At 58.2% G+C, this 12838-nt stretch carries 6 protein-coding genes; 4 read left to right on the top strand and 2 right to left on the bottom strand.

Annotated features, from left to right (window positions below; genetic code table 11):
- The first annotated feature begins 176 nt into the window (after positions 1 to 176).
- Entirely contained in the window at positions 177 to 671 is a 495-nt protein-coding gene (locus EBA31_RS17955) for a DUF1097 domain-containing protein (RefSeq protein ID WP_020827831.1), read from the top strand.
- Between the two features lies 1 nt (position 672).
- Here the strand turns inward: EBA31_RS17955 and EBA31_RS17950 are convergent, their stop codons facing one another.
- Entirely contained in the window at positions 673 to 1656 is a 984-nt protein-coding gene (locus EBA31_RS17950) for a LacI family DNA-binding transcriptional regulator (protein ID WP_020827830.1), read from the bottom strand.
- A gap of 269 nt (positions 1657 to 1925) precedes the next feature.
- Here EBA31_RS17950 and idnO point away from each other — a divergent pair, with 269 nt between their 5' ends.
- The 3 genes from idnO (at position 1926) to elaB (ending at position 4144) form a co-directional block, all read left to right on the top strand.
- Positions 1926 to 2690, top strand: a complete 765-nt coding sequence (gene idnO / locus EBA31_RS17945) for a gluconate 5-dehydrogenase (protein ID WP_122079903.1) — start codon at positions 1926 to 1928, stop codon at positions 2688 to 2690.
- Positions 2691 to 2714: 24 nt separating this feature from the next.
- A complete protein-coding gene (gene idnD / locus EBA31_RS17940) occupies positions 2715 to 3746 on the top strand; it encodes an L-idonate 5-dehydrogenase (protein ID WP_048763018.1) in 1032 nt (343 codons plus the stop codon).
- Positions 3747 to 3832: 86 nt separating this feature from the next.
- Complete coding sequence (gene elaB / locus EBA31_RS17935) at positions 3833 to 4144, top strand: stress response protein ElaB (RefSeq protein WP_020827827.1); 312 nt, start codon at positions 3833 to 3835, stop codon at positions 4142 to 4144.
- A 43-nt stretch (positions 4145 to 4187) separates the two neighbouring features.
- Here the strand turns inward: elaB and EBA31_RS17930 are convergent, their stop codons facing one another.
- Positions 4188 to 12830, bottom strand: coding sequence for a GH36-type glycosyl hydrolase domain-containing protein (locus tag EBA31_RS17930; RefSeq protein WP_122079902.1), 8643 nt, complete (start codon positions 12828 to 12830; stop codon positions 4188 to 4190).
- Between the last annotated feature and the right edge of the window lie 8 nt (positions 12831 to 12838).

Below are 12838 nucleotides of genomic sequence, written 5' to 3'. Positions count from 1 at the left end.
TCCCTGGTGTTGTTGTGTGTCATTTCCAGCGTGCTAGTCACGCTGGTTTTTTTTTGTGACAAATTCCTCAATTCTGCAATTTCAGTATTTCTCATTACAAAATTTTTGTGATTTACATCACTTGAATTTGCCGATTTTCGCGTAAACTGCGCGCTTTCTTTGCTGCGGGTCAGTTTATGAACGTTCTTTTTGCCATTGCTGTGACTACCGGGATCCTCTCCGGCGTGTGGGGATGGGTGGCTGTTAGCCTGGGGCTGATCAGTTGGGCCGGTTTCCTGGGCTGTACGGCCTATTTTGCTTGCCCGCAGGGGGGGCTGAAAGGGTTGTTGATCAGCACGCTGACCTGCTGCAGCGGGGTATTTTGGGCGATGGCGATCATTCACGGCAGTGAGCTGGCGCCCGGCTGGAGCCTGCTCGGTTATCTGCTGACCGGCGCGGTGGCTTTTCTGATGTGCATTCAGGCAAAGCAGCAGTGGCTGGGTTTTGTGCCCGGCACCTTTATCGGCGCTTGCGCCACCTTCGCCGGCGGCGGCAATTGGTCTCTGGTGACCCTTTCCCTGTTGGTGGGATTAGTGTTTGGCTACGCGATGAAAAACAGCGGCCTGTGGCTGGCGGCGCGCAGCGAAAAACCGAAACCGGCGGCCGCTGTTACCGAACATGTTAACCGCTGAGTTAAATGGTGCCGCCGAGTGAGATGCGGTAGTGCAGATCAACGCGCTCAATGCACGGCACCCCTTTAATGCGTTTCAACAAGATCTCTGTGGCCACCTTGCCGATATCAAACCTGGGTGTAATAACGCTGGCGATGCCCGGCGTGGTGGCTTTGCCGATATCCAGGCCGTGAAATCCCGACAAAGCGATATCCTGCGGAACCCGCAGCCCCAGCCGCAGACACTCCTGTAAGACCCCAACGGCCAGATCGTCATTGGTGCATAAGATACCGTCCAAATCCGGGTAAAGCTGCCGTGCCATGGCCAGCATGTCGGAGCCGACCGTCACCGACGAAACACGGTGCGGTGTGATTTGGCGCGGTGTCAGGCCCTGTTTTTCCATCGCCCGGCAGTAGCCCTGAAAACGTTTGGTGTCGCGCGCATCGGACATGGCGCCAAAATAAACCACCTGACGTTTACCGCTGGCGAGCAGCGCTTCGGTCATGTCGTAACCCGCCTGGAAGTTATCGAACCCCACGGCGATCCTTCCTTCCGGACCTTCCAGATCCATCACCTGCGCCACCGGGATTTTGGCGGCCGTCAGGTACTTTTCCGCCCGCAGAGTATGCTCCGAATCCGTCAGGATCAGCCCGGCAATCGGGTAAGCCAGCAGTTGGACGATATGCTCTTCTTCGCGCTGCCGACTGTAGTCATAGTTCACTACCAGCGTTTGGTAGCCCTGTTCCAGAGTGATGGATTCGATTCCGGCCAGCAGATCGGCGAAAATTTGGTTATTGAACGAGGGGATCAAAACGCCAATGCGCGGCTTTTGCGTTGAGCGTGCTTCATCGCCGTCGGTAAAGTTAACTTCCTTCATCACCTGGGCAATTTTCTCGGCGGTTTCGGCCGCCACCTTTTCCGGCGTTCGCAGATAGCGGCTGACGGTCATTTTGGTCACGCCGGCGAGCAGCGCAATATCTTGCAGCGTGACGCGTTGGTTCTTCATTCTGAGGCCTTAACAGGGTGGGGCGGCGAAATCGCGAATAACGCCATGTTAACAAATCGATTTAGTGATAACAATCGACGACATAAAGTATAAAAATCTTATTTTTCAATGAAATGTGTTGAGTTTATTTCCCGCGAGATTGCGTGGCTTCACGTTAAAGGTAACAGGTTTTAGTAACACTGTTTTAAGTGATCGTCATCACGTTTTTGCCGGCGGCGATCCGCTGAGATAGGCACCTGTCTTATCTGAATGACACTGCCGGGGACGTTATGAACAACTTATTTTCACTGGATAATAAAAAAGTACTGATTACCGGCGCTTCTCGGGGCATTGGTTTTCTGCTGGCGCGTGGGCTGGCGGAGTACGGCGCTCACATATTGGTCAATGCGACCACCGAAGAAAACGCCCAGCGAGCCGTTGAAGCACTGCGCCGTGAGGGCTTCCGCGCCGATGCAGCGGCCTTTGATGTCACTAACTCTCAGGCCATTCATGCCGCTATTGAGAAAATTGAGGCGCAAAGCGGTGGGATCGATGTGTTGATTAACAACGCGGGCATACAGCGTCGCCACCCGTTTACCGAATTCCCGGAAAAAGACTGGGACGACATTATTGCCGTCAACCAGAAGGCGGTATTTATGGTGTCACAAGCCGTAGCCCGCCATATGGTGCAGCGTCAAAGCGGTAAAATCATCAATATCGGCTCGATGCAGAGCGAACTGGGCCGCGACACCATCACCCCCTATTCCGCTTCCAAAGGGGCGGTGAAAATGCTCACGCGCGGCATGTGCGTAGAGCTGGCGCGCTACAACATTCAGGTCAATGGTATTGCCCCGGGCTACTTCAAAACCGAAATGACTCAGGCACTGGCGGACAACCAAGAGTTTACCGCCTGGCTGACCAAGCGTACCCCGGCTGCCCGTTGGGGCGATCCGCAGGAGTTGATTGGCGCGGCGGTGTTCCTGTCGTCCAAAGCCTCTGATTTTGTCAATGGTCACCTGCTGTTTGTCGATGGCGGAATGTCGGCCGCGGTATAGCCGCCTGCTTATGAGAATATGATGATGAAAATTCAAACCCAATCCTGCGTGGTCAACGGCAAATATGACGTGGCGGTAGTGGAGCAGGAGGTTGAGTACCAGGGCCACGGCACGCTGGTGAAAATCACCCGTGGTGGCATCTGCGGATCAGACCTGCATTATTATCAGGAGGGTAAAGTCGGCAGTTTTCAGGTGCGTCAGCCGATGGTGCTGGGCCATGAGGTGATCGGCGAAGTGGTCGCCAGCGACACGGCTCGTCTGCCCGTGGGCCAGAAAGTGGCGTTAAACCCCAGCAAGCCTTGCGGGCAGTGTAAGTATTGCCTGGCGGATCAACAAAACCAATGTACTCAAATGCGCTTTTTCGGCAGCGCGATGTACTTCCCACATGTTGACGGCGCTTTTACCCAGTACAAGGTGGTTGATAGCGCGCAATGCATTGCGTTCGACGCCAACTGCGACGAGAAGGTGATGGTTTTTGCCGAGCCGCTGGCGGTGGCGATACATGCCGCCAGGCAGCCCGGTGAAGTGAAAGGGAAAAAGGTATTTGTGTCCGGCGTCGGCCCGATAGGCTGCCTGCTGGTGGCGGCGCTGAAGGCGTTGGGCGCCGACGAAATTGTCTGCGCCGATCTCAGCCCGCGTTGCCTGGATATCGCCGGAGAGATGGGGGCATCCCGCTGTCTGCACGCCGGCAATGACGATTTCAGCAGCTATCAGCAGGAAAAAGGGTACTTCGATATCGCTTTTGAAGTCTCCGGCCATCCACTGTCGTTGCAGCGTTGTCTGGAGGTCACCCGCGCCAAGGGGACGGTGGTGCAAGTCGGTATGGGAAGCAGCTTCCCGGATTTCCCGCTGATGCTGTTGATCGCCAAAGAGCTGAATCTGCTGGGATCCTTCCGGTTTGTTGAAGAGTTCGCCCTGGCGGTGACGTGGCTGGCCGAGGGAACAGTCAATCCGCTGCCGCTGCTGTCCGCCGAGTTTGACAATCGTCAACTGGCTGAGGCGCTGACGTTTGCCGGCGACAAGAGCCGGGCCGCCAAAGTCCAACTGGTGTTCTGATTTTAGCCATCAGTCTGATGGCGGGGATCGGCGATCCTTGTCTATAGTTAAGGGCCGTTTCATTTTTTAAACACGGAGAACTTACCATGGCGAGAAATACGGATGCGGATCAAACCACGCTCGATGACGATCTGAGAATGCTGAGCGACACGCTGGAAGAAGTGTTGAAGTACTCCGGCGATCGGGCCGATCAGGCCTATATCGATATCAAAGCTCATGCCGAAGAGGCATTGAGTGAGGTCAAGTCGCGGTTGGCTGACACCACCGAGTCCTACTATGCGCGCGCCAAGGACGCCGTTTGCCGAACCGACGGATACGTGCGTGAAAACCCCTGGTGCAGCGTAGGGATTGGCGCAACGGTTGGCCTGGTACTGGGCTTGTTGCTGGCGCGTAAATAACGGCCTGTAGACGTTGGGCGCGGCACCCGCCGCGCCCCGATATTTACTGCCCCAATGTCACTTCCACCTGATGGATTTTGCCATCGTCTACCAGTGTTATCACGGCTTCCGACTGTTTTTCACCGTCGACGCTGACCTGCGCCGCGCCTTGCCCCTGACGAACAACCAACCGATATTCGCTGCTACCCTCCCGGTAGTTAAGCGTCACCTGTGGCCAGTCCGCCGGCAGGCGGGTGTTGACGCTCAGCCGATCGCCATGGCGTTTCAGACCCAGCAGTGATTCGAGGATCAGCCGATACATCCAACCGGCAGAGCCGGTATACCAGCTCCAGCCGCCGCGACCGACGTGTGGCGCCACCGCGTAAATATCGGCGGTAACCACATACGGCTCGACCTTGTAGCGTTCCGCCGCGGTACTGTCCAGGCTGTGGTTGATCGGATTGATCAGCGCCATCAGTTCCCAGGCGCGCTCGATATTGCCCATTTCGGCGAAGGCCATCACCGCCCACACCGCGCCATGGGTATATTGTCCGCCGTTTTCCCGCACGCCGGGCAGATAGCCGCGGATATAGCCCGGATTCGGGCCGTTGCCGTCAAAAGGCGGCGTCAGCAGTTTGATCAGGCCGGCCTGGTTGTCGACCAGGTGTTTATCCAGCGACTGCATGGCTTGCAGGCTGCGCGGCTCATCACCGGCACCGGACAGCACTGACCAACTTTGGGCAATGGCGTCAATACGGCACTCCGCCGACTGATGAGAGCCCAGCGGTTCCCCGCTGTCGAAATAGCCCCGACGGTACCATTCGCCGTCCCAGGCATGGTCACGCAGATTATTGCGCAGCGTATCGGCCTGTTGGCGGCACAGCGTCGCCAGTTCGTCGTCATGACGCATGGTTGCCAACTTGCCGTAACGCTGCAGGATATGGAACAGGAAGAAGCCAAGCCAGACGCTCTCGCCACGCCCCTCCAGGCCCACCATATTCATGCCGTCGTTCCAGTCACCGGCTCCCATCAGCGGCAGACCGTGTTCGCCGAAGTTCAATCCGTGTTTTAACGCCCGGACGCCATGCTGATACAAGGTTTCTTGCGTTACGCTCTGCGCCGGTTGTTCATAGGAAGACTCCTCGCCGGGTGCCAGTTTGCGCGCCTCCAGATAGCCCACCTGTTCATCCAGGATGCTCTGATCGTCGGTGGCGTCCAGATAGTGGCAAATGGCCAGCGGCAACCACAAATAGTCATCCGAACAGCGGGTGCGCACGCCGTTGCCCTGCGGCGGATGCCACCAGTGTTGCACGTCGCCTTCGACGAACTGGCGCGAAGCGCACAGCAGGATCTGTTCCCGCAGCCGTTCCGGGGCGGCGTGAGTCAGTGCCAAAGTATCCTGCAGTTGATCGCGGAAGCCAAAGGCACCGCCGGATTGGTAGTAACCGCTGCGCGCCTGAATACGGCAGGCAAGGGTCTGGTACAGCAGCCAGCCATTGGCCAGCAAATCGACGGCCGGTTGCGGCGTCCCTATCTGCACTTTGTTGAGAATACCGTCCCAGTGCGCAGCCACCTGTTGCAACTCATCCTGCAGGTTGTCCTCCTGGAGGTATTTGTGCAGCAGCGCTTCGGCTTCTTCGGCGTTTTGCCCCAACCCGAGGGCGAACACAAAGCTGCGTTGATCGCCGTCGATCAGGCTGATGGCCGACTGCACCGCGCCGCACGGATCCATACCGGCGCCGACTTTGTCAGACAGGCGCCGCAGTTTTAGCACCGCCGGATTGGTCAGCGAACCATTACGACCGATAAATTCACGCCGATCGCCAGTGAGCGAACAATGCGCCCCCGAGACGCCGAAGAACGCGGTGCGATCCGATCCGTTGCCCCCATAGTGGTTGGTCGCCAGGATACCGCAGCCGTTTTCAGACGAAGCCGCCTGGGTGACGATATGCATGGCCGACTTTTGCCGCAGATCGCCGAGGATAAACTCCACATAACCGGTAGCCGAGAGCTTGCGGGTGCGTCCTGAGGTGTTGGTCAGCGTCAGCAGGAACAGTTTTACCGGGGCATCTTTGGCCACCAGCAGGGTGAACTGGCTGTCGATGCCGCTTTCGCGGTGATCGAAAACGCTGTAGCCGAAACCGTGACGGGTCAGGTAATGGCCTCGGCCCCGGGCAGGCAGCGGGGTTGGCGACCAGAAATGGCCGCTCTCTTCGTCGCGCAGGTAGAAAGCTTCGCCGCTGCGGTCACAGATGGGATCGTTGTCCCAAGGCGTGAGACGGTATTCGTGGGCGTTTTCGTACCAGGTGTAGGCCTGGCCGCTTTCCGAAACCACCGAGCCGAACATCGGGTTGGCCATCACGTTCGACCAGGGCGCCGGGGTGATCTTGCTTTCGTTCATCGCAATCACATATTCGCGGCCATTCTCCGAGAAGCCGCCGAGGCCGTTATAGAACTGCAGCGCGGCAATGTCGGGCAACTGCGGCGAATGCAGGTTGCGCGGCAAATTATCCACCGTCGCCAGTTTCGACGAGGCGGTCACCGGCGACAGCGGTTGCTGCAGGATCTGTGGCAACTGCAGGCGCTGGTTGAGCTGCTCGGTTAAACCGCCGCGTCGATCGTCGAGGTAAATACGCGCGACGCTGAGCAGCAGACGATGATCTTCCGGTGACATATGTTCGCTGGTGCGTACGAAGATGCCGCCCGGCTTATCGGTTTGGGTCGATTCCATGCCGGCGGCGATCAGGCCCATGATCTGGTTTTGCAGATCCTGACGGTAGCCGCCGATATCTTCATTGAGGATCACCAGATCCACCTGCAACCCTTTCAGACGCCAGTAGTTGTGCGCCTGGATCAGTTGCCGAACCAGCTCGATGTTTTCGCCGTCGGTCACGGTCAACAGCACAATCGGCAGATCACCGGAGATTGAATATCCCCACAGACCAGACTGACCACGGCGGTTGTTAATGATTTCGCTGCTGGCGGCGCGCATTTCCTGCGCCGGGAAGACCACCGCGCTGGCCAGACGATTGAACAGGTTGGCGTCATCCTCATTGGCGTTCAGTTGACGCAGTACCACCTGGCTGTGCGACCAGGCCAGTTCAAACACCCGGTCTGCCAAATGGCGATCGCGGTATTTTTCCAGCATCGCCAGGCTGCTGGCGCGGTCTTCACTGACGCCATAGAAGATATCCAGTGTGAGCGGTACATTTGGTTCCAGCACCACGCGCTGACGGATAGCGATGATCGGATCAATGACCGGTCCGGCGCTGTTGCTTAGCGGGGTATTTTGATACAGCGCCTGCGGATTGGCCGGGGTGCGGCCGCGGCCGATAAATTTGGCGCGATCGGTTTCGAACGACGTCTGGCTGGTGCGGCCTTGCACCGTCATCATGTGCAGTAACCACGGGCATTTTTCTTTCGGTTCGCGCGGGCGGCGGTGGCACAAAATGGCGTCTTGATCCGGCAACAGTTCGGTTTGTACGAACAGGTTGCTGAACGCCGGGTGGGCCAGATCATTGCCGGCCGGTGCCAGCACCACTTCTGCATAGCTGGTGATTTCGATGGTGCGCGGTTGCTTGCTGCGGTTGACCAACGTCACGCGGCGCAGCTCAATATCATCTTCCGGCGATACCACCACCTGCGTTTTCACCGACAGCGACCCCTGCTGACGCTGGAACTCGGCCCCGGCGTCGTTGAACACGGCGCTGTACCCCTTGGCGGCACCACCGATCGGCTGCCAGGTATTACTCCAGACCTCACCGGTTTGCGGGTCGCGCAGGTAACAGAAAGCGCCCCAATTATCGCAGGTGGCGTCTTCGCGCCAGCGGGTCAAGGCCAGATTCTGCCAGCGGCTGTAGCTGCCGCCGGCCTGGGTGAGCATCAGGTGATAGTTGGCGTTGGACAGCAACTGCACTTCGGGGATCGGGGAGTCCACACGGTTGAACTCGCGTGCGGCGAAGCTGGCCGGGGTGATAGTCCCCTCGTGGGTTTCGAAATGGCGACGGGTGCTGTACAGCTCGACCGCATCCGGCACCCGTTCCTGCAGCAACAGCCGCGCTGACTGGAACGCCGGATACTCAGCGAAGCGCGCTACCATAGGCGCATCCAGCAACAGATGCGACAGGGCAAGGAAGCTCATGCCCTGGTGGTGCGCCATATAGGAACGGATGATGACATACAGTTGCCCCCGGCTTAGGCGAGCGGTGGTGTAATCCAGCGCTTCGTAGAAACCGTAGCGGCCTTTGGCCCCATTTTTCTCCAACGTAACCAGGTTATTGCAGGCGGCGTCCGGATCGACAATCAGCGCCATCACCGTGGCATAAGGCGCCACCACCATATCGTCACCCAGCCCGCGTCTCAGGCCCAGACCCGGAACGCCAAAGGCGTGATACTGATAGTTTTGGTCGGCGTCGAAACCGAAATAGCCGGATTCGGAAATGCCCCAGGGAACGCCGCGTTCCTTACCCCAGGCAATCTGCCGCTCCACCGCCGCATGGCACATCTGCACCAGCAGTGAATCAGGGTAGGCAGGCATCACCAACTGTGGCATCAGGTACTCAAACATCGACCCACTCCACGACATCAGCGCGGGTTCGTGGTCGATCACGGTGAACAGGCGGCCAAGTGCAAACCAGCTGCGCTGCGGCACCTGATTGGTGGCGATGGCGACGTAGTTGGTTAAACGAATCTCGGAGGCCAGCAGGTCGTATTTACTGCTGTCCATCTTGTTTTGATCGCAGTTAAAGCCAACGGTCAGCAAATGGGTTGATTCGTCATACAGGAAGTTGAAATCCATTTGCGCCATTTTTTCCAACCGCTGCTGCAGGCTTTGCAACTGCGTAAGACGTTCCTGCGCCAGCGCACCCGCCGCGCTCAGCTGATTTTGCTGTTCCGGTGACAGCGTCAACTGGCCAGGCGGGTTAGCCAGCCAGTGCAGGCTGGGCACCTGCTCCAGTTCGGGCATGCCGTCACTCAGCCAGCCGAACCACTGCGCCCATTCGGCACACAGTTCGTTAAGCTGCTGGTGCAAGGCTCCGGCCCAGCGTTTGGTTTCCTCATCATGATTTAGCGCCGGTTCCTGCAGCCCGTTGCTGTAGTTGCGCATGGCATTCAGTTCCGCCAGCAGGGCTGCCGGATGGCTGTGGTGGGCCTGCTCCCAATGGTTGCGCAGCTTCGACAGGTTTTTCGGTGCGGCGTCGCCCCAGTGCTGTTCCAGCAGTTGCAGGCTGTCACCAAGACCGGTCAGCACCCGCAGCGGATCTATGGCCGGCTGGTGGGCCAGTGCCGGCAAGCCGGCGCTGAGTGTCAGCAGGTGACCGGCCAGGTTACCGCTGTCGACGCTGGAGATATAACGCGGGTTCAGCGGCTCCAGGGTGCGGGTGTCGTACCAGTTGTACAAATGGCCACGATAGTGTTCCAGCCGATCCAGAGTGTTGAGCGTCAGTTCGATGCGCCGCAGCGCGTCGCTGAGCGTCAGATAGCCGAAGTCATAGGCGGTGAGGTTGGCCAATAACGACAGCCCGATATTGGTCGGTGAGGTACGGTGCGCCACCACCGGCTCCGGTATTTCCTGGTAGTTATCCGGCGGCAGCCAGTTTTCCTGCTGGTTGACGAAGGTATTGAAGAAGTCCCAGGTTTGGCGGCTGGTGTGGCGCAGAAAGCGCCGTTGTTCATCGTTGATGGCGGTTTTGCTGCGCTGTGGCTCCTGGCTGAGGTAGTACAGCAGGAACGGCGACAGGATCCACAGAGTGGCGAACGGCAATGTGATAATCAGCGCCATTGGATTATGCAGAAAACTGAACAACAGCAGCGCGGCACCGGCGACCGGGTTGATCCACATCGCGCGATAGAAGTTTTCCAGCGTGACCTGCTGGCGAGCCTTGGATTGATCGTAGCTGGTCCACTCTTGCAGATTTCGCTTGCTAATCAACAGCCGCCACAGGGTCACGGCAATCGCTTTCAGGCTGTACAGCGCTTCATGCGGCAAAGTCGCCAGCCGCAGTCCGATTTGTGCCAGGCGATGCAGCGAACCGTTTAACGCCAACAGCAGATGTTGCAAGACGGGCCTGCGCGGCGGTTTACGCAGGATGTCCTGCACCAACGCCAACAGGGTCGGTAGCAGCAGGATAAGGGCGAACACCCCGAGCCAGTAACGGGTGTTTGGCAGCCAGACAAAACCGCAAAACAGTAACAGCAACAGGCTGGGTGAGGTCAGGCTGCGGCGCAGGTTATCGAACAACTTCCAGCGCGACAGGGTGCTCAGCGGATTGGCGGTGCGGGTACCGTCCTCGGTTTTCACCCGTGGCAGAAGCCAGTTGAGCAATTGCCAGTCGCCGCGGATCCAGCGCGTGCGGCGCGCGACGTCCACCAGATAATTGCTGGGATATTGCTCGTACAGCAGCACGTCGCTCAGCAGGCCGGAGCGGGCGTAACAGCCCTCCAGCAGATCGTGGCTCAGTACCAGGTTCGCCGGGCAGGTGCCTTTCAGGCTGTGGGAGAACACGTCCACGTCGTAAATGCCTTTGCCGATAAACGAGCCTTCGCCAAACAGATCCTGATAGATGTCCGAGGCCATCAGCGTATAGGGGTCATTACCCGGCGTGCTGCTGCACAGGGCGGCATAACGGCCCTGGCCGTAGCTGGGGATTTCTTCGGCCATGCGTGGTTGCAGGATGGCATAACCTTCAACCACCCGTTGCTGGCGCGCATCGTATTGAGGTTGATTGAGCGGGTGCGCCATCGCGGCGATCAGCTGATGGGCGCTTTCGCGCGGCAGGACGGTATCGCTGTCGAGCGTAATGACATACTTGACGTTTTTCAGCACCTCCAGCCCATCGCCAATCTGCGTGCAGAAGGCGTTACCTCGGTTGCGCAGCCAGTCGTTCAGCGCGTTCAGTTTGCCGCGTTTTCGTTCCAACCCCATCCATACTCCCTGTTTTTCATTCCATTCGCGGTCGCGGTGAAACAGGAAAAAGTGGCTGGGCCCTTCGCAGGGATAGCGTCCGTTCAATGCTTCCATCTGTCGGCAGGCGTAATCCAGCAGGGCTGCGTCGTCCGCATGCCGTTGTTGGGGCGCATCGTTGAAGTCGGTGAGCAGGGCAAAGTGCAAATGTTTCATCGCGTTGCCCAGATAACAAACCTCAAGCGCATTGATCAGTTTATCGACGTCGCTTTTGCTGTCGATTAACGTCGGGATCGCTACCAGGGTGCGGAATTCAGCGGGAATACCGCAGGAGAAATCCAACCGCGGCAAGGGTTGCGGCGTGCGACTGCGGGTAGTGACCTCGCTGAGTAAATTGAGCACGAACTGGCTGACCACGATAGCCATGGGGAAGAACAGCAACACCAGTCCCCAACTGATGCCGGTGCTGTATGCGTGACGCAGCAGTTCCGCGCAAAATGCGGTGGTGATCAGGCTTAGGCTGCCGAGCCAGGAAAGCAACGGTGCCTGATTCAATGCATGGCGCAGCCGGGTAATTTTACCGAGCCGCACTTCCAATTGCTGCTCAAGTTCGGGGCGACCATCGTCAACCAGGTAGTAACCGATGTGGTTGCGGCGTGGATCGCTCGACGGGTCTTCAGCCGCTACGCGCGCCATATTAAGCACGTGTTGAGCGACCTGCACTTCATTACGTGGACAGTGGCGCGCCAGCATTTCGATCACGTGGCGGTAGTTGTCGCGGGTCGTGAAGTGCATCAAAGGGTAAACACCGGCGGGATCTTCACGCAGGGTCTGTTCGACCTGGCTCATGGTTTCGACAAATTCTGCCCAATCCATTTCGCTTAGCTGGCGCAGGCCGGAGATGCTGTTGCTGACCGACAGCTGGCTGACGGCCAGTTGCTGGTTAAAGCGGTGGATCAATTCATCTGAGGTCAGGCTGACTTCCGCCAGACGCTGCTCTACCCAGGTGAGTGGTAGCGCCAGCATGGTACCGTGCCCCTGCAGACGGCGCACCAGCTCGGCAACAAAGGCGCTGGTGCGTGGGGGATTGGATCGCGCCATATCGGCGATCACCACGATCAGGTTGGCGGGATCGTTTTCCGCCGACTCCAGCATTTTCGTCACCCAGCTGTCGGCCAGATTGCGTTCCTGCTGGGCCTGCGCGACTTCCACGCTGACGCGGCGCAGGTTTTCGATCAACGCCAGGCGCAGCATGCCGGGCAGCGCCCAGAGTTCGCCGAGCGTCAGATTGACTTCTTTTTGATAGGCGGCGATATACCGCGTGAGGCTTTCGGCGTCCCAGTGGCCGTCACCGTGCGCGATGGCTTCGGCAGCCACGTCATAGATCCGCGGACAGTTATGTGGCGGCGCCAGCTGCGGCAGACCGCGACCGAAGGTTTTCGGCAAGTGGTGGCGCACAACGCGGATTTGTTCTTCAATCAGATAGTAATTGTCCAGCAGCCATTCGCCGGCGGGAGTCATGCTGGCTTTCTTGCCGTTGCTGAGCTGGTGGCAGCTTTCCGCCAAAATGCGTTCGTTGTCGTCCAGACGCTTCAGCAGGTAGTAGGGCGTTTTGCGCGTTGCCAGCTTATGGGAACGCGCCAGGCGTTGCCCGTAACGCTCCATTTGATCGACAGAAAACAGTTCTGCCTTAATGGCACCGCCGCTGTTGTCAGGAGCGTCTTTTTGACGCCGCAGCGGCAATGATTTAATTTTCGAATTTTTACGTTGTTTTTTTAACCAATTGATTAGTATTTCTTTCACACAAAAGC

Source organism: Serratia sp. P2ACOL2, assembly GCF_003691565.1.
GTDB classification, from domain to species: domain Bacteria; phylum Pseudomonadota; class Gammaproteobacteria; order Enterobacterales; family Enterobacteriaceae; genus Serratia; species Serratia liquefaciens.
This window is presented reverse-complemented; position numbering and strand designations above follow the sequence as displayed.